At 67.5% G+C, this 25232-nt stretch carries 21 protein-coding genes; 9 read left to right on the top strand and 12 right to left on the bottom strand.

Translation table 11 applies throughout. From position 1 onward, the window contains the following. Positions 1–12 precede the first annotated feature (12 nt). The 4 genes from GSQ87_RS17470 to GSQ87_RS17455 all read right to left on the bottom strand — a co-directional run bounded on the left by GSQ87_RS17470 (position 13) and on the right by GSQ87_RS17455 (position 3869). Complete coding sequence (locus GSQ87_RS17470; protein WP_158916605.1) at positions 13–294, bottom strand: DUF1153 domain-containing protein; 282 nt, start codon at positions 292–294, stop codon at positions 13–15. 159 nt (positions 295–453) lie between these two features. Continuing rightward, positions 454–1881, bottom strand: a complete 1428-nt coding sequence (locus tag GSQ87_RS17465) for a flagellar hook protein FlgE (RefSeq protein WP_158916604.1) — start codon at positions 1879–1881, stop codon at positions 454–456. A 52-nt stretch (positions 1882–1933) separates the two neighbouring features. Then, positions 1934–2653 carry a flagellar hook assembly protein FlgD gene (locus tag GSQ87_RS17460; RefSeq protein WP_158916602.1) on the bottom strand — a complete coding sequence of 240 codons (720 nt, stop codon included), beginning with the start codon at positions 2651–2653 and terminating at the stop codon, positions 1934–1936. A 10-nt stretch (positions 2654–2663) separates the two neighbouring features. Continuing rightward, positions 2664–3869 (bottom strand): flagellar hook-length control protein FliK, encoded by a 1206-nt coding sequence (locus GSQ87_RS17455; protein WP_158916600.1) that lies wholly within the window; start codon positions 3867–3869, stop codon positions 2664–2666. A gap of 19 nt (positions 3870–3888) precedes the next feature. On the opposite strand from GSQ87_RS17455, the gene GSQ87_RS17450 reads away from it, so the two are divergent. Beyond that, complete coding sequence (locus GSQ87_RS17450; protein WP_158916598.1) at positions 3889–4173, top strand: hypothetical protein; 285 nt, start codon at positions 3889–3891, stop codon at positions 4171–4173. 402 nt (positions 4174–4575) lie between these two features. On the opposite strand, the gene pseI is transcribed toward GSQ87_RS17450, so the two are convergent. Next, positions 4576–5664 carry a pseudaminic acid synthase gene (gene pseI / locus GSQ87_RS17445; RefSeq protein WP_158916596.1) on the bottom strand — a complete coding sequence of 363 codons (1089 nt, stop codon included), beginning with the start codon at positions 5662–5664 and terminating at the stop codon, positions 4576–4578. A gap of 86 nt (positions 5665–5750) precedes the next feature. Between pseI and pseH the strand changes: the two genes are divergently transcribed. The 3 genes from pseH (at position 5751) to GSQ87_RS17430 (ending at position 10765) form a co-directional block, all read left to right on the top strand. Then, positions 5751–6305: a UDP-4-amino-4,6-dideoxy-N-acetyl-beta-L-altrosamine N-acetyltransferase gene (gene pseH / locus GSQ87_RS17440; protein ID WP_158916594.1), complete on the top strand. Its 555-nt coding sequence runs from the start codon at positions 5751–5753 to the stop codon at positions 6303–6305. Between the two features lie 306 nt (positions 6306–6611). Beyond that, positions 6612–8807, top strand: coding sequence for a TonB-dependent siderophore receptor (locus GSQ87_RS17435; protein WP_158916592.1), 2196 nt, complete (start codon positions 6612–6614; stop codon positions 8805–8807). A 101-nt stretch (positions 8808–8908) separates the two neighbouring features. After that, a complete protein-coding gene (locus tag GSQ87_RS17430; protein ID WP_254063063.1) occupies positions 8909–10765 on the top strand; it encodes a DUF885 family protein in 1857 nt (618 codons plus the stop codon). Between the two features lie 165 nt (positions 10766–10930). On the opposite strand, the gene GSQ87_RS17425 is transcribed toward GSQ87_RS17430, so the two are convergent. The 3 genes from GSQ87_RS17425 to GSQ87_RS17415 all read right to left on the bottom strand — a co-directional run bounded on the left by GSQ87_RS17425 (position 10931) and on the right by GSQ87_RS17415 (position 13958). Beyond that, positions 10931–11839, bottom strand: a complete 909-nt coding sequence (locus GSQ87_RS17425; RefSeq protein ID WP_158916590.1) for a LysR family transcriptional regulator — start codon at positions 11837–11839, stop codon at positions 10931–10933. Between the two features lie 36 nt (positions 11840–11875). After that, positions 11876–12496 (bottom strand): NADPH-dependent FMN reductase, encoded by a 621-nt coding sequence (locus GSQ87_RS17420; protein ID WP_158916588.1) that lies wholly within the window; start codon positions 12494–12496, stop codon positions 11876–11878. A 145-nt stretch (positions 12497–12641) separates the two neighbouring features. Beyond that, positions 12642–13958, bottom strand: a complete 1317-nt coding sequence (locus GSQ87_RS17415) for an NtaA/DmoA family FMN-dependent monooxygenase (protein ID WP_158916586.1) — start codon at positions 13956–13958, stop codon at positions 12642–12644. Between the two features lie 396 nt (positions 13959–14354). Between GSQ87_RS17415 and GSQ87_RS17410 the strand changes: the two genes are divergently transcribed. From GSQ87_RS17410 to GSQ87_RS17400, 3 genes are read left to right on the top strand one after another with little or no spacing between them, the layout of a single operon-like run. Then, entirely contained in the window at positions 14355–15914 is a 1560-nt protein-coding gene (locus GSQ87_RS17410) for a class I adenylate-forming enzyme family protein (protein WP_158916584.1), read from the top strand. A gap of 47 nt (positions 15915–15961) precedes the next feature. Further along, on the top strand, positions 15962–16807 hold the full coding sequence (locus tag GSQ87_RS17405; RefSeq protein ID WP_158916582.1) for an enoyl-CoA hydratase/isomerase family protein: 846 nt from the start codon (positions 15962–15964) through the stop codon (positions 16805–16807). A 7-nt stretch (positions 16808–16814) separates the two neighbouring features. Continuing rightward, the gene (locus GSQ87_RS17400; RefSeq protein ID WP_158916580.1) at positions 16815–17942 is read left to right on the top strand and encodes a CaiB/BaiF CoA-transferase family protein; all 1128 of its coding nucleotides are present in this window, start codon (positions 16815–16817) and stop codon (positions 17940–17942) included. Positions 17943–18081: 139 nt separating this feature from the next. Here GSQ87_RS17400 and GSQ87_RS17395 read toward each other — a convergent pair whose 3' ends face one another. Together GSQ87_RS17395 and GSQ87_RS17390 are read right to left on the bottom strand one after the other, a co-directional pair. Continuing rightward, on the bottom strand, positions 18082–18633 hold the full coding sequence (locus tag GSQ87_RS17395; protein ID WP_158916578.1) for a hypothetical protein: 552 nt from the start codon (positions 18631–18633) through the stop codon (positions 18082–18084). A gap of 223 nt (positions 18634–18856) precedes the next feature. Further along, positions 18857–19645, bottom strand: a complete 789-nt coding sequence (locus tag GSQ87_RS17390) for a TOBE domain-containing protein (RefSeq protein ID WP_158916576.1) — start codon at positions 19643–19645, stop codon at positions 18857–18859. Between the two features lie 451 nt (positions 19646–20096). Here GSQ87_RS17390 and GSQ87_RS17385 point away from each other — a divergent pair, with 451 nt between their 5' ends. After that, a complete protein-coding gene (locus tag GSQ87_RS17385) occupies positions 20097–20921 on the top strand; it encodes a family 16 glycosylhydrolase (RefSeq protein ID WP_158916574.1) in 825 nt (274 codons plus the stop codon). A 145-nt stretch (positions 20922–21066) separates the two neighbouring features. Further along, complete coding sequence (locus tag GSQ87_RS17380) at positions 21067–23145, top strand: AsmA family protein (protein WP_158916573.1); 2079 nt, start codon at positions 21067–21069, stop codon at positions 23143–23145. A gap of 13 nt (positions 23146–23158) precedes the next feature. Here the strand turns inward: GSQ87_RS17380 and GSQ87_RS17375 are convergent, their stop codons facing one another. Both GSQ87_RS17375 and GSQ87_RS17370 read right to left on the bottom strand, forming a co-directional pair. Then, positions 23159–24010 (bottom strand): class I SAM-dependent methyltransferase, encoded by an 852-nt coding sequence (locus GSQ87_RS17375; RefSeq protein WP_158916572.1) that lies wholly within the window; start codon positions 24008–24010, stop codon positions 23159–23161. A gap of 86 nt (positions 24011–24096) precedes the next feature. Next, on the bottom strand, positions 24097–25182 hold the full coding sequence (locus GSQ87_RS17370; RefSeq protein ID WP_158916571.1) for a 2OG-Fe(II) oxygenase: 1086 nt from the start codon (positions 25180–25182) through the stop codon (positions 24097–24099). Positions 25183–25232: the final 50 nt, after the last annotated feature.

Here is a 25232-nt window from a genome sequence, read left to right as displayed (position 1 = left end):
TCCTGAACCGGTTCAGCGGTACTGCTGAATCCGGGTAGTTCGCAGGCCGGCCAGACCATGACGGTCTATCGCCTCCTGCCAGGTGACGAACTCTTCGCTGGTCAGCGTGTAGCGTTCGCACGCCTGCTCCAACGATAGCAGTCCACCTCGGACGGCGGCCACCACCTCCGCCTTACGGCGGATGACCCAGCGTTGCGTATTGGCCGGCGGAAGATCCTCCAGCGTCAGACGCGTGCCAGTCGGGCCGATAACGTAACGCTCGCCCTGCTTGTCCAGCTTCTGCGCTTGCAGCATCACTTGCGCCCTCTTGCTCACTTACAACAAGGACCATAGCCCATGTGGCATAACGCGCGCTTAATGGCGGTAGTAAACAAGAGCATAATTTTGGTGTCTCTTTCTGGCACACATTAGTTAATGCAGGGTGTGTGCGAGCCTATTCGTTAACGCGGCCAATCACTGTTGTATGTTTATCAGAGCCTGTAGCATTTGATCTGCAGTAGTCAGGATCTTTGCTGACGCGGAGTAGGCCTGCTGGGTCGTGATCAGCCCCGCGAACTGTTGGCTAAGGTCGACGGTCGAGGCTTCCAGGGTGCTCGGATCGAGGCTGCCCGCGCCGCCGGTGCCCGGTTCCTTCAGGTTGAAGTTCCCGCTGGCGGTCGAGACTTGATAGGAATCGCCCGACACCGCCGTCAGCCCATCGGGGTTGGGGAAGGTGGCGACCGCCACCTGGGCGATGTTGCGGGTGACGCCGTTGTCGTAGGTGGCGGTGACGAAACCGGAGTCGTCGATGGTGACGCCGGTAAGGTTTCCGAACTGGGTGCCGTTGGTCTCCACCGACTGGGTGATCGAGGCGCTGGCGAACTGGCTGATACCGCCAGGGGCCGTATCCACGTCGAGATTTACTTTCTGCGCTCCGATGCCGAGGCTCGTGGCCCACGACACCTGTCCAGCCGCCGGCGGGGTGGCGGAAGCGCCGATGTTGATCGTGGGCGAGGTCGTGCCCCCGAACACCGACGAGTTGGCCATGTTGATGCTGCCGTCGGCGTTGAAGCTGATGGTGCCCGTCGAAATCTGACCGTTATTCAGGCCCGTCCCGTCCTGCACGTCGCTCGCCGGCACAGCCACCAGTTCGGCAGACCATGTGTTGGAGGAGGTCTTCAGCACGTCGAGCTGCAGCGTGTGCTGGCCGCCCTGGCTGTCGGAGATGGGGATCTGCATGGTGAAGTCCGGCTTCACCCCTGTTCCCGTCGTAGGGTCATAGGACGCCATGTTGTTGGTGGCGGCGTTGTAGGCCCCGGCGCCCGGCGGAGTCTGGGCGGCGGCGGCGGCGGCGGCGGAAATGGGCTGGGAGGCGTCCAGGTTGGCGTTCAGGTTCACCTGGGTCGTGGGCGCGGCGATGCCGCCCTCGTTGCCGACATTGATGGTCTGCAGCGAAGCCAGGTTGGACGGATCAACCGTGACGCTGCCGTCCGGGTTCACCGGCCAGCCCTGCAGGAACTGGCCCGCCGCGTTTTCCAGATCACCGTTGGCGTCCACGGTGAAGGAACCAGCGCGGGTGAAGTTGCGCGCGTCGCTGATGGTCGGGTCGGAAGTGGCGGTGGTGACGAAGAAGCCCTGGCCGACGATGCTGAGGTCGGTGTTGGAGGTGGTCTGTTCGGCCGTCCCCTGCTGGGTCACCAGCTGCTGGCTGGTCGCCAACACGCCGCCGGCGTCGGCGTCGCCGACAACGCCGGAATTGTTGACGATATCGGAGAAGTTGGTGTCCACCGTCTTGTAGCCGACGGTGTTGGCGTTCGCGATGTTGTTGGCGATCGAGGCCAGGGCGGAGGAGTTGGCGACGAGGCCGGACACACCGGCGAGCAAAGCGCTGTTGATGCTCATGGTTCGGTCCTTGCTGGAGACGCTCCGAGGAGCGGGGTTTGGGCGCGCCGGATCATGATCCGCTCGCGTTGGTCACGTTGGTGATGGAGGAGACCGGGACGGCGGTGGCGCCGATGGTGACCATGGTCGTGCCGGCGGCGCTCTGGATGGAGCTGGCGACGCCCGAGACCGAGATGGTCGGGGTGATGGTCCCGCCCGAGCCGTCGGCCGCCGCGATACTCAGCGTGTAGGCGCCGTCGGGCTGCTGGACGCCGCTGCTGTTCTGGCCGTTCCAGTTGAACGTGCTGTTCCCGGAAGCGAAACTCGGCGCAGTCCCGGTGAAGACGACATTGCCGGCGGAGTTGCTCACCGTGACCGTGGCTGTAGCCGCGGTGGAGGGCAGGTTGTAGCTCCAGCTCGCTTGGCCGTTGGTCAGGTTGGTGACCGAGCTGGTGGCGGTGACGTCCTTGCCGATCAGGTTCACCGCGCTGGACACCCCGCTGGACGGAGACGCCGTCACGAGCTGCTGCAAGAGCTGGTTGGACAGCAGTTGTTGCTGCACCCCGGTCATCTGCACCAGTTCGGTGGTGAAGGTGTTGGGGTCCATCGGTGCGGACGGGTCCTGGTTCTGAAGCTGGGTGGTCAGCAGGGTGAGGAACGTCTGGTACGACGTGTCGAGATTGCTGACGCCCGAGGCCAGGTCGGCGGCGTTGCCGGTGCCAGAGCCGCCGGTGCTTCCAACCTGGGTTTGCGGCGCGCTTTGGTTGCTGACAAAGTTTGAGACGCTGGACATCGAGGTCTCCTCAGATCCGAATATCGAGACGCGAATCGGCGCCGGTGCGGCCCCACGCGCCGGAAGGCGCGGAGGTCTGGAGATCATCGCTGGAGACGAAAGCGCCCTGCGCCAGGCGTAGGGGGACCGCGGCCTGACGGTTCGATGCGGAGGAATCGCCGAAGCTCTGGCCGCCGCCCCCCGCCGTGAAGCCGCCGCTGTTCGGCGTGGCCGAGGCGCCGCCCGAGGATGTCGCCGACGCCTGCGCCGTGGGCGTGTGGTGGACGGTGAAGCTGAAGCCGCCGGCCGCCACCGAGAAGCCCGCCTGCTCGAGGCTCTTCTGCAGTTCGTCGGAATGCGCGCTGAGCGCGCTCGCCGCATCCTGATGCTCGAAGGCCAGCGAAGCGGTGAGCTGGCGGTTGGCGCCGATCTGCACGGTCACCGTGACCTGACCGAGGCCTCCCGGATTGAGCTGGAGCTGGAATTGGCTGCCACCCGCCGAAACCTGGGTCGCGATCTGGCCGCCGAGATCGGCGGCGGTGGCGCTGGATGGGACGGACGACCCCGCAGACCCCGCATCCAGGACCGGCGCCGTTCCAAGCAGCGCGAACCCCAGACCTTGCAGGTCGTCGGCGCCGCTCGAAGCCGAAGCGGAGAACGCCTGTGGGCTGTCGTCGCCCGCGTCGGCGTCCGACCCGTCGTCCGAGGCGGCGTCATGGCCGGATCCGTTCGGATTATGCGCCGCCGCGACCACGGCTGGATCGGCCGGGTCCGCAGACGAGCCGGAACCAGCGGGGTCGCCCTTGGCGGCGCCGGAAGCCGACCATGAGGAGGCGGATGGCGCGGCCTTGGGGCTGGCGGCGGAGCGCGCGGCTGAGGCCTGGGCCGCCTGGGCCACAGTCCAACCGCTGGTCGCTGGCCCGACGGCGGCCCCGGCAGCGGCCGACGCGCCGGCGGTATCGGACCCGGACTGCGAACCGTCCTGCGCCCGAGCGGATAGGCTGGCTGGCGTGACGCCGCCGCCTGCGGCCTGCAGCAGAACCGCCGCGTTGGACGACGGCGAGGGCGTGGGCGCGGGATTCGGCGGCGTGGAGGCGGCTTGCGCGTTCGACGTGGTCGCAAGCGGTGTGGCTGGAGCCGGATTGGCGGAAGCGGTCGCGTCCGTGACGACCTGCGTCGCCGTCAGAGCCGCCGCCTCGTCCGACGCGTTTTGGGGCGGCGCGTTTTGAGGCGACACGTTTTGGGGCGACGCGGCGTTGGACGGCGTCGCATCGGCGGAGGCGGTTTCAGGCGACGTGGACGGCGACGCTGTCGCTGTCGCTGTCGCTGTCGCTGTCGCTGTCGCTGTCGCTGTCGCTGTCGCCGTTTTCGCTCCGGTTCCATCCTGCGCCAAGGTGAAACCCGAAGCCGCGACGACCGCGGAGGTGACGGATGCGGATGCAGCCGGGGCCGCCGCCGAAGACGCGAGGGGTGTCGGGGGAAGAACGGGCGTCGGCGTGGGCGTCGTCGCGGCGGCGGCCGTAACGGCAGTCGAGGCCTGATCCTTGCGCGAGCGATCGCCGCCCTGCACGTGAGTCGAGTCGGATCGTCCGACGCTGTCGGCGACCGCCTGCGCCTGGGTTTTGGGCGGAGCCGTCTCACCCCGTTCCTGGTCCTGGACCAGGGCGTGGAAATCGTCCGCCGCCGACCCGGACGACGACGACGACGACGCGGCGGCCGACCGGAACCCGGACGCGGAGGTGGCGGAATGGCGCTGGAGCGCGATGTCGGCGGCGAGGCTCATCGCAGATCACGGAGCAACCGCCGCGCCAGTCTGGGTTAACCTTAAATTCCAGTCCTGTAAGGGTTTGACGCGGTTCGCGTTAAGCTTCGCCCGGGCGGGGCGGCGGTTTCTGCCGCCCGAACCGGCGCAGGCGTCAAATCCTGCCGAGCGGTCGTCGGACTCAGGCGTCGCCGATCATGTCCCAGGCCAGGGGCTCGCCGCGCTTCAAAGGGCGCATGGCGGAGCGACCCAGCACCTCGGCCAGCCGCTCGGGCTCCAGCCCGAACCCGGGCCGGATCGAGCGCACGTCGGCGGCGGTCAGGCGCGTGCCCAGAGCCACGTCGCGCACGATATAAAGCGAACGCCGGAAGGTGCGGTTGACCCCCTCTTCCGGACCCCGCGCATAGGCCGCCTCGCCCAGGGCCTCCCAGGCGTGCCGGCAGTCCGAGGTCAGGCGCGTGAGCTCGTCGGGCTCCAGCGAGAAGCTGGAGTCGGGACCGCCGTCGGCGCGGGCCAGAGTCACGTGCTTTTCGATCACCGCCGCGCCCAGCGTCACCGCCGCCACCGAGGCCGCCGTCCCTGGGGTGTGATCTGACAGCCCCGCCACGCAGCCGTAGTCGGCGGCGAGGCGCGGGATCATGCGCAGGTTAGCGTCGGAGAACCGGGCCGGATAGGCGCTGACGCAGTGGAGCAGCGCCACATCGCCGGTCCCGTGGGCGCGGGCGGTGGCGATGGCGGCGGCGATCTCGGCGGGCGTGGTCATGCCGGTGGAGACGATCAGCGGCTTGCCGGCCCTGGCCGTGCGGGCGATCAGGGGCAGGTCGATCGCTTCGAACGAGGCGATCTTGTAGGCCGGCGCGTCCAGGCCTTCGAGCAGCTCGACCGCCGTCTCGTCGAACACCGAGGAGAAGACGATCAAGCCCCGCGCGCGGGCATGGGCGAACAGGGGCCCATGCCAGGCATAGGGCGTATGGGCCTCGGTATAGAGATCATAGAGCGTACGCCCTTCCCACAGGCCGGATTCCAGGCGAAAGCCAGGGCCGTCATGGTCCAGGGTGATGGTGTCGGGGGTATAGGTCTGCAGCTTCACCGCATCGGCGCCCGCCTGTGCGGCGGCGTCGATCAGGCGAAACGCCCGGTCTATATCGCCGTTATGATTGCCCGAGAGTTCCGCGATAATGAACGGCGGACAGCCGGGGCCCACGGGGCGGCCGGCGATGGCGAAGCCTGGCGGCGACTTGGGATCGGTTGTGGTCTGGGAAGGCGTCACGCGGGACCTGACGGAAAACGGCGTTAAGCATAGCTTGACGCGCCATCGTTAAGGCTTTGTCGCCATTTACGGCGAGAGGTGCGGTCATGATCGAACTCCGCGACTTTCGGGACGAAGACGTCCACGACCTGTTCCGCTGGCGGCGCGAGCCGGAGGTGGACCGCTGGATGTACGAACTGCCGCCCGGCCAGTTCGACGAACACCAGAAATGGTTCGATGAACACCGCGCCGACCCGAAGCGGCGCGGCTGGATGATCACCCTGAACGGCGCGCCCTGCGGTTTCCTGCACCTGTACGGCATCTCGCGCACCCAGCGGCGAGCGCAGTGGGGCTGGTTCATCGGCGAGGCGGAGGCGCGCGGTCGCGGCGCCGGACGGGCGGCCCAGGCGCTCGGCCTGGACCGCGCCTTCTCGGAATTCGACCTGCACAAGGTCTGGTCGGAGGTGCCCGCCGGCCACGAGACCGCGCTGAAGGCCCAAGCGACGGCGGGTTTCCGCCGCGAGGGTTATCTGCGCCGCCACGCGTTCAAGAACGGCGAGTTCCGCGACGTGGTGCTGCTGGCCATTCTCTCGGAGGAATGGGCCGCCAAGCGTGACAGCGTGCGGCGCGATCTCGTCGCCTCGCGCCTGATCGCCGCCTAAGGCTTCATTCCGTCGGCTGTCCGAAGGATACGCGGGTTTCCACGACCTCAGCAGTCGGCCAGCGACACTGGGCGAAACCTCGCCCAGCCGAGACCGCACCCTGTGATTCGAACTGTCTTACCGTCCGACCAACTGTTGCCCATAGACCGCAGTCCGACCACCGTGGTCGCCTAGATCGATCCACGATCTTGCCGCTATTTGTTTTGAGTGCATAACGCTCGAAACGCCTCCGTATACGGAAGGTCGACGCCGCCTGGCGAGATCGGGTCCGTGTGGCTGGCGACCGGAACGATCGGGGCGAATTCCATGAAACTCATACTGCTCGGCGCGACCGCGCTGGTGTCCCTCATGGGCGCGCCGGCTTTCGCGCAGACGGACTCCTCGCCCGCCAGCGCACCGCCGACCCAGCTGCGGGGCGTCACGGTGACCGCCCACGGAACCGACCAAGCCTATGGCACGCCGCCGCAGTACGACAAGCCGGTCGCCACCCTCGGCCCGCTGGGCGAGCAGAATCTGTTGGACACGCCCCAGGCGGTGACGGTTGTTCCCGAGGACCTGATCGTCAATCTGCAGACCCGCACGGTCAACGACACCCTGCGCTTCCTGCCGTCGGTGGAGATCCGCGATCAGCAGGGCCTTGAGGTGTCACGTCCGCAGTCGCGCGGCTTCATGGGCAGCATCGTGCAGAACACCCGCCTGGACGGGCTCAACATCATCGGCACCACCGCCATCCCGGCCGAGAACCTCGCCGGCATCGAGGTGCTGAACGGGCCGGGCGGGGCCCTGTACGGCCCGGAATCCCCAGCCGGGGTGTTCGACTATATCCTCAAGCGGCCGACCGACACGCCGCTGCTGCGCTACTCCGAAGGCTTCCAGTCCAACGGCATCTTCACCGAGCAGGCCGACGTCGGCGGCCGCTTCGGGCCGGACGACAGGCTCGGCGTGCGCCTGAACGTCGTCCACGGCGAGGGCGAAAGCTATGTCGAGGGCAGCAGCACCAATCGCACCCTGGTCAGCCTCGACATGGACTACCACATCGACTCCAAGACCGTGCTCGAGCTGGACTATAGCCACTACACCACCGAGGCGAACGGCCTGCCCGGCAGCTTCGTCTACGACGGCGCCAGCACCGCGGCCGGCGGCAAGGGCAACAGCATCCTGCCCGCAGCCCCCGACCCCACCCGCGTGGGCTACGGCCAGCCCGACGCGGGCACCAACCTGCGCACCGAAACCGCGCTCGGCAAGATCAAGCACAGCTTCAACGACAACTGGAGCCTGGAGGTCGGCGGCCTGTACCAGAACGCCCTGCGCGGCCTGACCGGCATCACCAACACCCTGACCGACAACACCGGCGACTACACCGTCACCAAGAACTTCACCGCCGTGCCGCAGTTCACCATCGGCAGCTTCAGCGGCTATCTGAACGGCCATGTCCAGGTGCTAGGCATGATGAACGACATCTCGATCGGCACCAACGGCTTCGTCAACGGCCAGTATTCGCACAAGACCTCGATCGCGGTGAACCTCACGCCCGCCCAGAACCTGGCCGACCCGCAGGTGCTGACGCCCAAGCCGACGCCGGCCAACGGCGGCCTGTACGAATCCAGCCATGTGTTCGAGCAGTCGATCATCCTGGGCGACACCCTGCACCTCACCGACCAGTTGGCGTTGCAGGCGGTGGTCAACACCTCCTTCATCCACTCGATCAGCTTCGCCGCCACCGGCGCGGTCACCAGCGACGACAAGCGCGACGGCGTGGCCAGCCCGACCATCAGCCTGATCTACAAGCCGATCCCCAAACTCAGCCTGCACGCCACCTGGGCCCAAAGCATCGAGCAGGGCGACCAGGCCCCGGCCGGTTCGCCCAACGCCAACGAATTCCTCACCCCCTACCAGGACGAAATCTACGAGGTCGGCGCCAAGTACGCCCTGTCCAGCAAGGTGCTGCTGACGCTGGACGCCTTCCACATGACCCGGCCCTTCGCCACCAATGTCGCCCCCTCCAACATCTTCGAAGTGGTGGGCGAGCAGCGCAACAATGGCGTGGAGGCCTTCGTCCAGGGCGAGCTCACACCCGATCTCAGCCTGTTCGGCGGCGCGACCTATATCGACGCGCGGCTGCTGAACTCCAACAACGCCACCACCGCCGGCAAGCTGATCGTCGGCGTGCCCGAGGTGAAGACCGACCTGGTGTTCGACTACCACCCCGCCTTCGCCGGCGGCGCGGCCTTCACCTTCACGGTCAACTACGAGGGCCGGCGCGCGGCGACCGACACCAACAACTCCTTCGCCCCATCCTACGTCACCATCGACCCGGGCGTGCGCTACCCGTTCAACTACGACGGCCACCACATCACCGCGCGGTTCGAGGTGATCAACGCGACCGACACCCACTATTATTCGTCGATCGCGGACGGCAACATCGTCGGCAGCCCCGGCGCCAACACCGCCTATCTCGGCGCCCCGCGCACCTTCATGGCCAACCTCGACTTCGACTTCTGATCGAGGACGGATCGACAAAAGGCGCGGGTTGACGCCACAAGGCTTGGCCAAGGCCCGCGCTCGCGCATAAGCTGTTCGGCTCATACCGAGGAGTTGTGTCTGTGACCCTATCGCCCGCGTTCGACCGTCGCCGGATTCTGCAGGCGGGGGCGGCGCTGGCGGCGGTCGCCGCCGCGCCGATGGCGCGGGCGGCCCCGAGCGGCCAAGATAACGCTTTCCGCACCACCCTGGACGCCTTCGCCGACGAGATCGTGCGCATGTCGCCCGAGCAGGCCACCTCGCTCGGCATCGACAAGGGTCGTTACGCCGCGCTGAAATCGCAGCTGTCGGACCTGTCGCCGACCGGCGATGCGGAGTGGGCGGCGCAGGTGCGCAGCATGCGTCGCCGCCTGTCGGCCGTGGACCGGGCGTCGCTGTCGGAGGCCGACCGCATCCGCTACGACACCGTGCTCTACGCCGCCGACCGTGGAATCGAGGGCGCTGGCTTCAGCTATGGCGGCGGGGCCGGAGCCGGGTTTAGCGGCGGCGCGGCGCCCTATGTGATCAGCCAGCAGAACGGGGCTGTGACCAGCGTGCCCGAGTTCCTGGATTCCCAGCACCAGGTCCGTGACGCCGCCGACGCCGAGGCCTATCTGGCGCGGGTGTCGGCGTTCGCGCGCCAGCTCAACGAAGAGACCGCCCACATCCGCGCCGACGCCGGACGGGGCGTGGTGCCGCCGGACTTCATCGCCGCGACCACGCTGGGCCAGCTCCAAGGCTTCCGCGCCACGCCTGCCGGCCAGCAGCGTCTGGTGACCTCGCTGGCCTCACGCGCCCAGAAGGCCGGGATCGCCGGCGACTGGACCGCGCGCTGCACCAAGCTGGTGGAGTCCGAGGTCTATCCGGCGCTGGATCGCCAGATCGCCGCCTTCTCCGCCGCCACCGCCCACGCGTCCCACACCGCCGGCCTTCAGCGCCTGCCCCATGGCGACGCCTTCTACGCCTGGGCGCTACGGCTCGGCACCACCACCACCCAGTCTCCGGCCGAGGTCCACAAGATCGGCCTGGAACAGAACCGCGCCATCCAGGATCGTATCGACGGCCTGCTGAAGAAGCAGGGCCTGACCCAGGGCACGGTGGGCGAGCGGGTGCAGGCGCTGAACAAAGACCCGCGCTTCCTGTATCCGAACACCGACGCCGGCCGCGCCCAGCTGATCGCCTATCTGAACGACTGCATCGCCCGCATCCGCCCGATCCTGCCCCAGGTCTCGCACCTGGGACTGAAGGCCGACGTCATGGTCAAGCGCGTGCCGCCCGACATCCAGGACGGGGCGGCGCTGGGCTATATGAACTTCGCGGCGCTGGATGGGTCGCGGCCGGCGATCTATTACGTCAACCTGAAGTCCACCTCGCTCTGGCCCAAGTACCAGCTGCCGACCCTGACCGCCCACGAGGGCATTCCCGGCCACACCTGGCAGGGCGCCTACCTGGCCGAGCACCATGCCGAGATCCCGCTGATCACCTCGCTGATGGGCTTCAACGCCTTCGTCGAGGGCTGGGCGCTCTATTCCGAGCAACTGGTGGACGAGCACGGCCTGTATGCCGAGGACCCGTTCGGCCAGATCGGCTATCTCCAGGCCCAGCAGTTCCGCGCCTGCCGGCTGGTCGCCGACACCGGGCTGCATTCCATGGGCTGGTCGCGCGAGCAGACGGTGGCCTTCCTCAGCGAACAGACCGGCAAGGGCGCCGACGCCATGACCAGCGAGACCGACCGCTACTGCGTCGCGCCGGGCCAGGCCTGCGGCTACAAGACCGGCCACAACGAGATCCTGCGCCTGCGCGAGAAGGCCAGGACCGCGCTAGGACCGCGCTTCGACCTGGGCGGCTTCGACGACGCGGTGGTCAAGACCGGCGGCGTGCCGCTCACCGTCCTCGCCACAGCCATCGACGCCTACATTGCCGACGTGAAGCGGGGTTAGCCCGTTCCCAACTACCGCTCATCCCGGCGAATGCCGGGACCCAGATCATAGGGCTTAGTACTGGGAGATAAGGGCGCTCAAGCGATCCCAAGGCCGCGACCTTCGATCTGGGTCCCGGCATTCGCCGGGATGAGCGGAAACGGAATTGACCGCTCGCTCGAGCCGTCAGGGCGCAGCGTCTTCCCGCAGCTCGCCGAGCAGCACCAGCAGCTGCTCGGCGAGCGGGTTGCTGCGGTAGCCGGGCAGCGCGATGGCGTCGATGCGGCGGGCGAAAGCCGGGCTGTGGATCGGGCGGACGACGATGTCGGGTCGCTGGGCGCGCATCGACAAGCGCGGAGCCACAGCCACCCCCACCTTGGCCGCCACCATGCCCTGGACCGACTGGTAGTCCTCGGTACGGAAGACGATGCGCGGCTCGAAGCCGGCGATCCGGCACATCACCTCGAAGGCGTCCTCGTAGCGGGTCGAGCGGTGGGTGCGCACGATCCAGGGCTCTTCGGAGAGTTCGGTCAGCCGCAACGACCCTTGTTCGTCCGCCAACGGATGATCGGCCGGCAGCAGTAGGACCATGGGATCGGCCAGCAGGTGCTGACGATGCAGGTCGCCCACCGGCCGCATCAGGAAGTCGTAGTCCCAGGTGATCCCGACGTCGATCTCTCCGGCCAGCAGCTTGGCCGGCAGGTCCTCGGGCTGGGAGGCGTGCAGCACCAGCTGGGTCTCGGGATAGCGCTGGCGGTATCGCGAGACCAGCATCGGCACCAGATGGGCGCCGGCGGTGGCGAACACGCCCAGCGTCACCGCCTTGGGCGGGTCGGCCAGGCGGTGCAGCTCCTGCTCCAGGCCCGACATCTCGCGCAGCAGACCCTGCGCCCGCTTGGCCAGGAACTGTCCCGCCGGGGTCAGCTTCACCCCGCGCGGCACCCGCTCCATCAACGCCAAGCCGACGTCGCGCTCCAGGATGGCGATCTGCTGGGAGACGGCGGACTGGGTCAGGTTCAGCCGGGCGGCCGCCGCGGTGAAGGAGCCCTCCTCCGCGACGGCGCAATAGATTTCCAGCCGTCTGGAGTCGAGCATGGCGACTTATAGGCTCAACTTGGCGGTTCTGTCAGATCAGGCGAAGTGCTTGACCCGCGCCTTGGCGAAAGTGGTGACTTCCGACCCCAGCATGGCCAGCTGTTCGCCGACCTTGGCGTCCAGCACTTCCCCGGCCGCGCCAAAGGGCTTGGTGGTGGAATTGATCACCACGCCAAGCGGGGTCGGCCAGCCGCGCAGCGAATGCACGGTCGCCCGCAGCGAGGCCAGGGTGGTGACGCCCGCCTGCCAACCGGCGGCGGAGACGATGCAGCCGACCGCCTTGTGGTGCAGATAGGGCTGCGGATCGGCGGCCAGGCCCTGGAGGTAGTCGATGGCGTTCTTCAGCATGCCGGACATGCCGCCATGGTAGCCGGGCGTGGCGATGATCACGCAGTCGGCGCGGCGTGCGGCCTCGATCAGGCGCTGGGCGGCCTCCACCGAGTCCGCAGTCTCCGGGTCGTAGGCCGGGAAGTTCAGCTCGGTGGCGGTGATGATCTCGGTGACCGCGCCCTGGGCGGCGGCGGCCTTAAGCGCGTGGCGCAGCGCCACTTCTGAGGACGAGCCCGGCCGCAGGGTGCCGCCGATGCCCAGGACCACCGGCACGCTGGTAGGGTCTTCGAGGGTGGCGTTCTGGTCGATGGAAAAAGGCTTGTTCATTGCCCTTGGACCTTCTCGTTCGAGACGGGTGGGGCGGGCGTCCGAGCCGTTGCGCTCCGGACGCGACGCCGACGATAGGCGTTGGCGCGACGGGAGCCGCCTCCGGGGGAGGTCGGAGGGGTCCCGTCGCTAACCGGCGTTGGCCTCAGGCGGCCTCGGCCGTGACCTTGGCGTCGCGCGGGGCGAGGCCGAGGTTGTCCTTCAACATCTCGTGCTCGTAGTCGGTGTGGAACAGGCCCCGGCGCTGCAGTTCCGGCACCAGCATGTCCACGGCCGCTTCCAGGCCGGACGGCAGCATGTCGATCATCATGGTGAAGCCGTCGGCGGCGCCGGCCTTCATCCAGGTCTCCATCATGTCGGCGACCTGTTCGGCGCTGCCGATCATCTCCTGGTGGCCGCCGCCATAGCGCAGGCTCAGCTCGCGCACCGTCAGGTTTTCCTTGGCGGCGAGGTTGAGCATGGAGCGGCGGAAGCCGATCGAGCCCTTGTACTCCGACTCGGGGATGATCTTGCTGAGGTCGAGCGGCTTATCCAGCTCCATGGCCTCGACCGGCATGCCCAGGCGGCGGGCCAGCTTGGCGACGTTCGGGCCGACGCCCAGCACGCCTTCGAGCTGCTTCTTGCGGTCCCAGGCCTTCTCTTCGGTCTCGCCCAGGATCAGCGACACGCCGGGCAGGATCTTGATGCTGTCGGGGTGACGGCCCTCAGCCTGGGCGCGAGTGCGCATGTCGTTGCGGAAGTCGATGGCGTCTTCCATCAGGTGGGCGGCGGTGAACACACAGTCGGCGTACTTGGCGGCTTGTTCGCGACCGCGCGGCGAGGCGCCGGCCTGGAACACCACCGGGCGGCCCTGGGGCGTGCGGGCGAAGGGCAACGGACCCTTGACCTGGAAGTTCTTGCCGATGTGGTTGATCTCATGGACCTTGTCGGCCAGGCCGAAGACGGCGTTGGCCTTGTCGCCGACCAGCGAGCCCTCTTCCCAGCTCTCCCACAGCTTCAACACCACGTCGATGAACTCGTCGGCGCGCTCGTAGCGGCCTTCGTGGTCGGGGTGCTCGCCGCCGCCGAACTGCTCGATGGTGTGGGGGTTCTGGGTGGCGATCGAGTTCCAGCCGGCGCGGCCGGCGCTCAGGTGGTCCAGGGTGGCGAACTTGCGGGCCAGCTCGTAGGGCACGTTGTAGGTGGTCGACGCCGTGCCGATCAGCCCGATCTTCGAGGTCTGCGCGGCCATGAACGACAGCACGGTCACTGCGTCCAGGGTGCCGCAGGGGCGCTCGACGCCATTCTCCTGGTTGGTGATCTGCTCGGCCAGGAACAGCGCATGAAGTTTGCCGGCTTCGGCCTTCTTGGCCAGGGCGCTGTAGAAAGCGGGCGAAACATAGTCGGAGGCTTCGCCATCGCGCGCCATCCAGGCGCCGAGGTGGATACCCAAACCATGCATCAGTGCTGCGGTAAGGATCATGAATTCATCTCCCGGTAAGCAAATTGGTCATGGCGTCAGCATTTGAACGTCGATCGATTGCGATGTCTTGTGATCGACGGCGCGCCATCTGACCCTAGTGTTGGGCGACGCTCGACATTACCACAAGCGGGAAATTCTTTTGTTTGACATCAGCCGACCTAATGCCACGCAGCCGAATCCAGACTGGCTTGGCTGCGGCGCTATGGGCAGCGGCCACTCAACGTCCGCCTATATGCAAAATTTCTGCATGTAATATCTATGCAGTCGAACTGCATGGTGATACCAACCCCGCCGATCGACGCCCCGAGCGCCTGATCCCCGCCCTTCAAGCCGGCAGAAGACCGGACGAGCGCGCGGGCTGCTTTCCGCGTCGACAGATCCAGGGAGGGTCGTTGAGTGAGCCGTTTGCGTGTTGGTGACTTGTTGGCGCACAACGCCGCGTCGCGTCCTGACGAACTGGCCGTGATCGAGCCCGGCGGGGCCTCACTGACCTGGGCCGAGCTGGACGACGCCGCCCATCGCCTGGCCGCCGGGCTTTCGGGGCTGGGCCTGAAGCGCGGCGACCGGGTGGCCACGGTGGTGCGCAACGGGGCCGGCGCGGTCGAAGCCCTGTTCGCCAGCGCCAAGGCCGGCTTCCTCGGCGTTCCCGTCAATTACGGCCTGACGGTCTCCGAAGTCCGCGCCATCCTGGAAGACAGCCGTCCCCACGCCATCCTGGTGGACCGGGCCTTCGTCGACAGCCTGGGCGACGTGATGGCCTCGGCCGGCGTCCCGGTCGTCGTGCGCGGCGGTATCGAGGGCCTGGCCCGCGACTGGCACGACGCCGATGCGCTGAAACTGACGGGCGGGACCTATGACGCCGGCGCGGTCAGCCCCGACGACCTGCGCACCATCCGCTACACCAGCGGCACCACCGCCGCGCCCAAGGGCTGCCTCAGCACCCACAGCCAGATCCTGGCCAGCATCGCCAACTTCTATCGCGAGCTGGACGTGCCGGCTGCGCCCTTCCTACAGCTGCTGCCGCTGTTCTCCGGGGCCGGCATCTGGATGGCGTTCGCCGCCGCCTATCACGGCGTGGCCAACGTGATCCCCGAGTCCTTCCGCCCGGCCGACGCGCTGGAGGCCATCGGCCGCTATCGGGTCGGCCATGCCTGCGGCGTGCCGACCATGCTCGGCCGGATGTGCGAGGCGTTCGAGGCCGGCGACTACGACGTCTCTTCGCTGAAGCTGTTCGGCTACACCGGCTCGCCCATGCCCCCGGCGGTGATCCGGCGCGCACTCGGCCTGCTGCCCTGGTCGTTCTACCAGGGCTTCGGCGGCGGCGAGATGGGCGGACTGGTCTCCTACCTCAAGCCCGAGGACCATCCCCGCACCCTGGACGACGAAGCGGGGTTGGCGCGGCTTTCCACCGTCGGCCGCCCGGCCCTCTACGCCGAGGTGGTGATCCGCAGTCTGCAAGACGGCTCGCCCGCGATCCGGGGCGAGGCCGGCGAGATCACCGTGCGCTCGCCCAGCAACTTCTCCGGCTACCTGAACCGTCCCGACGAGACCGCCACGACCCTGCGCGGCGAATGGGTCCATTCCGGCGACGTCGGCTATTTCGACGCCGAGGGCCTGCTGCACGTGGTCGACCGGGTGAAGGACATGGTGCTCAGTGGCGGCATGAACATCTCCTCCGCCGAGGTCGAGGGTGTGCTGATGGACCATCCGGCGGTGAAGGCCGCCGCCGTGTTCGGCGTGCCGAACGACGACTGGGGCGAACTGGTCACCGCGGCGGTGATCGCCAAGCCGGGCGAGAGCGTCTCCGAGACCGACCTGATCGCCTTCGCCCGCCTGAAACTGGCCGGATACAAGGCGCCGAAAGCGGTGAAGTTCGTCGACGACTTCCCGATGAACGCCGCCGGCAAGATCCTCAAGCGTGAGCTGCGCCAGCGTTTCGCCACCGCCACCGCCTGACCACTCCGTCAAAACCTCCGCCCTCAAGAAAACGACAGGAATCGAACATGAAGTGGACCCCCGACACCAAAGCCGGCCCGCGCGGCTATCTGGTCGAGCCCGAAGAGTTCCAGACGCTCGAGATCACCATGCCCGCCGACGGCGTGGCCCTGATCACCCTGAACCGCCCGCATAAGCTGAACGCCTTCAACACCGAGATGATCGGCGAGATCCGCGCGGCGATGTGGCGGATGAACTACGACGAGCGGGTGCGGGTGATCGTGATCACCGGCAAGGGTCGCGGCTTCTGCGCCGGGCGCGACGTGGAGGAGCTGCGCGGCGAGCGCGGCATGCCCCTGCCCCACTACCGCGCCTATGTCCGCGCCAACCACGAGATGCTCGACGACTTCGAGGCGATCGAGAAGCCGGTGATCGCGGCCATCAACGGCATCTGCGCCGGCGGCGGCATCGAGCTGGCGGCGAGCTGCGACTTCCGCTTCGCTTCCGACGCCGCGACCTTCCTGCTGCCGGAGATCTTCATCGGGGTGATCCCGGCGTCGGGCGCCTGCTCGCGCATGATCCCGATGGTCGGCATCGAGAACGTCAAGGACATGGTCATGACCGGCCGCACCGTCGACGCCCACGAAATCCGCGAGATGCGTTTCGTCCGCCGCGTGGCCGCCGCCGACAAGCTGATGGAAGAGGTGTTGGCCTACGCCAAGCTGCTGATGAAGGGCGCGCCGCTGGCCATCGGCATCGGCAAGCACATCACCAACACCTGCCAGAACATCGACACCGATTCCGGCCGCATGCTGGAACGGTTGGCCCAGTCCTCGCTGGTCGGCTCCACCGACTCCACCGAGGGGGTGAAGGCCTTCATCGAGAAGCGCGCCCCAAACTTCACCGGACGCTGAGTTCGACATGAAGCTGTCCGGGGTCACGGTCGTGGACTTCTCCCAGTTCATGGCCGGGCCGATGACCACGGCCATGCTGGCCGACCATGGCGCACGGGTGATCAAGATCGAGCCTCCGGGCGGCGATCCCACCCGCCATGGTCCGCGCAGCCGGCCGGGCCAGGCGACGGGCGACAGCTTCCAGGTGCTGAACCGGGGCAAGTTGAGCGTGGTGCTCGACCTGAAGGCCCCGGCCGATCAGGAAGCCGCGCTAGACCTGATCGCCGAGGCCGACGTGGTGGTCGAGTCCTTCCGTCCCGGCGTCGCCGAGCGGCTGGGCGTCGGCTACGCGGCGGCGCGGGCGCGCAACCCGGACCTGGTCTACTGCTCGCTGTCCGCCTTCGGACAGACCGGCGCGCTGAAGGACCTCGCCGCCCATGACACGGTGGTGCAGGGGCTGGCCGGCGCCTTCGCCTACGACGCCGAGGGACGGCCGACGCCCCCCTCGGTGTCGCTGGCCGGGGTCGCGGCGGCGCTATTCGCCATGTCGGCCATCCTGATGGGGCTGTTGTCGGCGCGGGCGGGGAACGGCGGCGAGCACATCGACATCTCCATGCACGACGCGGCGCTTGCCGTACGCGGCGGGATGACCGCCGCCGCCCTGGCCGCCCGCGAGGATCCGCGCGCCTTCCGGCCGGAGATCGGGCTGGCGCTGACCGAGACCTACCGCACCCTGGATGGCGGTTGGCTATGCCTGGGCGCGCGGGAGCCACGCACGATCGTGGCTCTACTGAAGCTGCTGGGCATGGCCGAGCTGGTCGAGATCGCCGACAAGCCGCCTGGGCGGGACCAGGCGGCGCTGCGCGCGGCCCTGACGGCGACTATCGCCAGCGACACCCTGGACAACTGGATGGAGCACCTCGCGCCCCTGGCCGGCGCGGTCGGCCCGGTGCTGACCTACGCCGAAGCATTGGCTCATCCGCATACGGAAAGTCGCGGAATAATCCTGACCGATGAGGACGGCGCGCCGCACCTGAACACGCCCATCCGCTTCGCCCGTGAGCCCTCGACGCCGAACTTGCGGGTCGCGACGCTGGGCCAGGATGGCGATGCGGTCCCGGGGCGCTCGCCGAGCGGAGCGCCGTCCGAAGGCTAGGCGTGTACCATGATGGTCCAGGCTGGGTCCGCTTCGGGCCGGGTGGTTATGGCGGGTTTCGACCCAAAGCGGACGTGGCCAGTCACTTCAGCGATGGCCTATCAAAATTCTGAAATGGCCGATCCGTCCGCAGGCGCCCCTACTGTCCGCTTGAGAGCGTGATCTTGGCCGTTCGAGCCTTCATGTTGACATCGAAAGCGGCATGAAACGCGTAGGGGCGACCTACGGTCTGCACTCCATCCTTTGTTTCCGACTTCATCTGAATAGAGGTCGACAGTTTCAAGGCCGCGTAGCCAAAGCCCATCTCCGACGGGTTTTCATTAGCTATCCAACAGCCGAGGAGGTCCCCCTTTGGACCGACAGTGCATCGCGCTGTTGCGCTTCCCGAGATAGCAGTCCGAGCAGGCCGGTCGGGGAAATAGCCGTCGATGTCATCCTGTCTTGGCATCACCGCCCAAACCGGATCGACGATAGGCGCTGAAGCGATCGACGCAGATACGACAGCACGGCCAGGATTGGCGTCGTCGAGTGGCGACGCCAGGGACCTACGGATCATGACCAAGACATGTTCACCGGGCGTCGCGCCCACCAGATAGTCGGGAGCGTTGCTCTCGGCTTGTATAAACGCGTCCGTACGTTTGGTTGGGGCGGAAGCTGGCAGGCCGGGCGACGGGCTACAATTATTGGCCATGAGCGTGTCGCTAACACTGCAAAAGAGGATTTCGTCCTGCTCCTTCAGCAGCGTGCTAGCTGGGGCCCGAGCGGCAGCCGGCCACACGCTCCCGAAGACTAGCAAAGTGCACAGACTAAAGAACCTTAGTTTCAACCGATCCCCCGACCACGGATACACAGCGCCCCCCAAAACGGTTGTTGAATTTCCACTGCTCGTCAATCGCAACGTCCGCCTGACACGCTCAGGTCGCGAACAGGGTGACTTCGGTGGCCTTGACCAGGGCGCAGGCCCGCTCGCCCTCCTTGAAGTCCAGTTCGGCGGCGCTGATCGCGCCCATGGTGGCGAACAGGGTCTTGCCGCCGCCGAGATCGAGGGTGATCTCGCTGCCGGCGACGGTGTCCTCGCGCCGGATCACCACCCCGGTCAGTTGGTTGCGGGCCGAGGTGCGGCCGATGTCGGACTTGGCCAGGACGATCCCGTTCGGATTGACCAGGGCCAGCACCGAGGACCCCGGCGCAAGGGCGAGGTCGGCCAGGCTGCGCACCGGCACGGTGGCGATCAAATCCACGCCCGGGGCCAGGGCCAGCCCCACCTCGGCGATGATCGGCCCCTCGATCAGGGTGGAGATCACAGCCCGCCAGACGTTGCGCGCAGTCGAACGCACCGAGACCAGCGGCAGGGTCGAGACCTTGTTGGCGCGCGGACCCAGGCGGGCGCGCAGCCGCTCCACCACCTCGGCCATCTCCTGCTGCAGCTCGCGATAGTCCGACAGCAGTCGGCGGCCGGCGTCGGTCAGCACCGCGCCGCGCGTGGCCTGGCCGCCGGGGCTGGTCGCCACCAGTTGCTCGCCGAACAGGTTGTTCAGCGCCTGAACCGCATCCCAGCAGCCGCGATAGCTCAACCCCAGCAGCTTCCCCGCGCCGGTGATGGACCCGGTCTGGTCGATGGCGTCCAGCACGCCGATCCGTTCCGGCCCGACGCGCCCGATCCCCGAATCGAAAACAATATTGGCGGTGAGGGTGTCGACCATGCCGCCAGTCTATGCGGGCCTGACGGATGTGTCAGGCGCCTCCGACTGGTAGGGGTCGCCAGACCACCTCATGAACGCCCTCCGACCGCTTCGAGAACGATCTAGATACAGACGAGCTTCCAGAGCGAGGCGATAGGTTTAGATTTGTCAGAATTGACATAAATGAGAGAATAAATTGGAATTTTTGACCACTCAATACGGATTTATGCAGCAATATATCTTGATTCATGGCATAGTGCGGTGGTTATTCGCCGTTTGGTTGCAACAATGACTCGACTGAGCGTTGACTTATGTATGCATCGCCATCAACAATACGCTGCCGCAAGCGGCTCGAACGGCGTTTTGCGCCACGCGGGCGATATGAGCGACTCGGACGCCGCCCCGACGGATTGTGGCGTGCGCACCTGACCACCCAGTTGGAAGACTTCAAGACGAAGAGGATGTCGGCTGTATGAAGTTCAGCTTCGTCGCCCTGGCGGGCGCCCTCTACGCGTCGGCCGCGTCAGCCCAGGCGCCGGCGACCATCGACCCCACCACCCTCGGCCCTCAGACGTTTCAGGACACCTTCAAAACACTGGACGCCGGGCCGGATGCAACCGCCGCCGTCCAGCCGCTGCACACATGGCGCACGATCCTGCAAGCCCCGCAGACGCCGCCCACGGCCGACTGCTGTTCCGATTCGACGAATACATGGTTCGGAAGCTCGGGCGACGGGCTTGGCTCTCCACCCGCCTATGTGGAGACCGCCGGGCTGGTGATCGCGGCGACCCGACAGGCTCAGCCGTTCGGCCGGACGTGGCGGTCCCAACTCCTCAACACCAAGTTCAGCTTCAGCCAGCTATACGGCTATTTCGAGATCAACGCCCAGATGCCGACGTGCGTCCCCGGCACGTGGCCGGCCTTCTGGCTGCTGCCGGAAACCGGTGTGTGGCCTCTCCACGGGGAAATCGATGCGCCCGAAATCGTCGGCGCCGGGATCGCCTACTGGACGGTCCATAGCGACGCCCTTGGGGTGGCGACATCGAACACGGTGTCGTCGCCGGTGTCTTGCACGCTCGGGTTCCACACCTACGGCGTGCTTTGGACGGCAAATACGATCGCCTACTATGTGGACCGCAAGCTTGTCGGCCAGACGCCGACGCCTGGGGACTACACGGTTCCCATGTACCTGTTGCTCGACCTGAACATTGGCGGCGCGTGGCCAGGTCAGCCCTCGGCCAGCTTGACGGAACAGAAGATGGTCGTGCGCGAGGTGGATGCCTGGTCCTGGCCCTGACTGGCCACGCCCCGCTGGGCGTCACCTCAGCGTTTCACACCCGACCCTGACCCCGCTCACACCCAGCGAAGGCTGTCGCTGCTGATCGGACGGGAACGATTTCGGCGGCTTCACGCGTTCAACCAGCTTGAACGAGGTCCCCGTGATGACGTCCACCGCCGTCTCCGCACCCCGGAGCGACACCGATCCCGCCGCGCCGAAGCGCCCTCCCGGCCCGCACAGGCGCCCCGTATTGCGCTGGGTGGCGGGCGGGATCGTCCTGTTGCTGGTGGCGATCGCCATCTTCCTGGCCCTGTTCAACTGGGACTGGTTCCGGCCGCCGCTGGCGCGGATGCTGTCGGGCAAGCTGCATCGGCCGGTGCGCATCGACGGTCACCTACGGGTGAATCTGTTCAGCTGGACGCCGTCGGCCACCCTCGGTGGGCTGAAGATCGGCGAACCGGACTGGGCGCCCAAGACCGACCTGGCCGACATCGACAGCATCACGGTGGTGGCGTCGCTCATGCCGCTGTTCACCGGCCATGTCGTGCTGCCCCGCGTGCAGGTGGACCGGCCCCGCGTGGCGATGTTCCAGGACCAGACGGGTCGCGCCAACTGGGACTTCAGCGACGGCGCGGCCCCCGGCAAGCCGGCCAAGCTGCCGGCGATCCAGAACTTCATCATCAACGACGGCAAGCTGTCGATCATCAGCCTGCAGCGGCGGCTCAAGCTGACCGGCACGGTCAATGCGCACGAGAAGGCCAGCGCCGCGGGCGGAGAAGGCTTCAGCCTCACCGGCCAGGGGACGCTCAACAACAAGCCCTTCCACCTCAACGCCTCGGGCGGCCCGCTGCTGAACGTGCGGCCCAATACGCCCTACCCGTTCGACGCCCGGGTGAGCGCCGGCGACATCCGAGTGACAGCCAAGGGCCGGGTGACCCATCCGTTCAACCTCGGCCAAGTCGAGGGCGCGGTATCGATCAGCGGGCGCAACCTGGCCGATCTCTACTACCTTACCGGCCTGACTCTGCCGAACACCCCGGCCTATTCCATCGCCGCCCGGGTCAGCAGGGACAACCTGATCTACAACGTCGACAGGATCGCCGGCCGGGTCGGCGACAGCGACCTCGAAGGCGCCCTCAAGGTCGACACCTCCGATCACGGCCGACCCGACATGACCGCCGACCTGCATTCGCGGATGCTGGACTTCAAGGACCTGGGCGCCCTGTTCGGGGCCTCCGGCGCCAACGCGCCGACGGCGCCGAAGCTGAGCGCTGCGCCCCAGGCCCAGGTCGCGGCCCGCCGGCTGCTTCCCGATGCGCCGCTGGACGTGCAGCGGATTCGCGGCATGGACGCCGACGTGCGTTACCGCGCGCTGACGGTGCGCGCCTCGCCGAATCTGCCCCTGCGGCAGGTGTCGGTGGGCGCCAAGCTCGATCATGGCCTGCTGGAGCTCGATCCCATCGACGTGAGCTTCCCCCAGGGTCGCCTGAGCGGGACCGCCAGGATCGACGCGCGGGGCGCGGTGCAGAAGGACGCCATCGACCTGCGCCTCAACGGCGTGTCGCTGGAGAACTTCATCACCAAGAAAAACGGCTCGGCCCCTCTGGAGGGCGTTCTGGATGCGCGGGTGCGGGCGACCGCGACCGGCGATTCGATCCACAAGGCGGCATCGACCTCCAACGGTGAGATGACCCTGGTGATGCCCAAGGGCGTGGTGCGTCAGGCCCTGGCCGAACTGATGGGGATCGACGCCACCAAAGGGCTGTTCATGCTGCTGGCCAAGGATCAGCACCAGACCGACGTGCGCTGCGCCATCGCCGACTTCCGGGTCAGCAACGGGGTGATGCAGGCCCAAAAGGTGGTGCTCGACACCGGCGTGGTCCAGGTCAACGGAACGGGCTCGATCAACCTGAACGACGAGAGCGTCGATCTCACCTTCAAGGGCCAGCCCAAGAAGTTCCGGCTGATCAAGATCAACGCCCCGATCCTGATCGGCGGCCACCTCTCCAGCCCCAAGTTCGGCATCTCGCCTGGTGGGGCGCTGGCCCAGGGCGGCGTGGCGGCCGCGCTGGCGGCGGCGGTCAATCCGCTACTGGTGATCCTGCCGTTCGTGAACCTCAACCTCGCGCACGACGCGGACTGCGCCAGCCTGGTCGCCACAGCCAACACCAAGGGCGCGCCGGTGCACGTGGCGCAGACCACCAGGGCCGGCGCGGCGCCCAGGACGGGCAAGGCGCACTGAAGACCTGGCGGCCCTATGCGGCGGAAGGCTTGCGCACGACGAACAGGTCCTGGCCGCCCGGATAATCGGCGGGACCGAGCCAACCCGCGAGCTTGACCTCGTCGGCCATCGTCAGGCCGGCGGCGTGAACGGCGTCGAGGAAATCGGGAAGCGGGTGGGCGATCGCCCGCTCGGGCGAGCGGGGATCGATCACCATCGAACCCTCCTGCCACGGTCGAAAGGCGAAACGGCCCTCCCCGCGCGCCAGGGCCTCGCTCCGAGAGGGCGTCAGCGCATAGCCGGTGAACAGGAATCGGCCGCCCGGTCTCAAGGTCCGCGCCGTCTCGCTCAGGTAACGCCGGATCGAGGCCAGCGTCATGTGGCTGAACACCGAGGTGGCGAAGGCGACGTCGATACAGGCGTCGTCGACCGGAAACCGGTAGCGGTCTTCCGGCTCCTGGCCGCCGGCCCGGTACTCGCGGTTGGCGACGTCGGCCTCGATGAAGCGGAAGTCCGGCCGCACGGGGGAAAACCGCTGGCGGCAAAGCGAGACAGCCTTGGGCGAAACGTCGAAGCCAACGTAGGCGGCGCCGGGATGCAGATAGGTCGCCAACGGCCAGGCCATGCGCCCGGCGCCGCAGCCAATATCCAGCACGTCGCTATCGGGCGTCAGGCCGGCGTAGGCGCGCAGAAGCTCCAGGTTCTCCAGACCGGCCCTGGCGAAGTCGCCGCCGCCCACATTGTGCAGGGTTTGCCAGGGCTCGCCCCGGCGGACCGGGTCCCTGACACGCGCAGGCAGGCTCTTGGCGTCCAGCCACGCGCCCGCAGCCGCCCGGCGCAGCGAGGGCGGAAGCAGTCCGGCGATTCTGGAAACCGTACGCGACACAGGAACTCCCGAGGGCCCTGCGGATCGAGGGCGTGCGCCCTTAATGGCGAGATATCGCGCCATGCAAAAGGGCCTTGGTTCGGCCTCTAGGCGGCAGGCTGTTCCGCTTCGACGCCGACGAAGGCTTGCCGGCGCATCTCCGCCGCCTGGCTGTGCAGGAAGGTGAGCAGCACATAGCGCTGGCCCCGGACCACAGGCGCCGCTTCGTGCAGCAGCGAAGCCGAGAACACCATGCCCGCACCGGTCGGCGGGTCGTAGCGGTTGTCGTCGTATTCGGGGAACAGCAGCCGCCCGCCCTCGAACGCGCCGGCGTTCAGGTTCACCGACAGGGCGAACTCGCGATAGGCCAGATGGGCGGAGGAGTTGTCCCGGTGACGGCGGAAGTAGCCGCCGGTGTCGTCGTAGCGGGCGATCAGGATGCGATCCACATGCGCCACTTGCACCTGGAAGGCCTTGGCGATCTCGGACACCAGGCGCGTGGAGAGCGCGGTCATCACCTCGATATGCAGCGGCTCCTCGGCGTCCAGCATCAGGTCGCGGCGGTGCTTCTTGCCCGCATCCACCCGGTTGATCGCCGCGCCCTCCGCGTCCATCGAGGCCATGGCCCCCTGGACATGCTCGCCGGCTTCGAAGCGGGCGATCAGGCGGCGGCACAGGTCGGCGTCCAGCAGGGCGGGCCGGATCAGCACGGGCGCAGGGCAGCGGACCTCGTGGGCCGGGTCGCCAGGCAGGGCGTCCAGAATAGCGAGGGCTATGGCCGGGGCGGCCCCGGCGTCGCGGCTGTCCACGACCGCCGCGAGCCTCAGCGCCCGATCCGCGATCACCACCGCCGGCGAGGCACCCACAGCCGCGAACAGGGCCGCATCCATGCAGTGCAACAGCCTCACCCCCGGCGGCGTCTTGGCTGTCGCCCAGCCCGGCGCCCCGGCCATCGCCAGCACCCAGATGTCGGCGGCGCGGGCGGCGAAGTCGTTGGTCAACAAGGCGAAGGCCTCGATCAACCCCGCAACCGCGGAGGGGGGCTGCTCGCCCGCCAGGATCAGCACCGCCGGGCGACCCGCCTGATCCTCGAAGGAGAAGTACCGCTGCTCGCCGGTCATGCCGTAGCAGAAGGGAAGGACATCCCCAGGCTGGAGAAGCGGTGGCGGGGAAGCGTCTGAAGGATGCGACATCGGCCTGTTTTCACGCGCAAACGGACAGGATCGAAGGTGTAAGAGCCAAG

It is taken from the genome of Caulobacter sp. S45 (assembly GCF_009765965.1).
GTDB lineage: Bacteria > Pseudomonadota > Alphaproteobacteria > Caulobacterales > Caulobacteraceae > CAHJWH01.
Note: the sequence above shows the minus strand (reverse complement) of the source record. Positions and strands in the feature narration are given on the sequence as shown.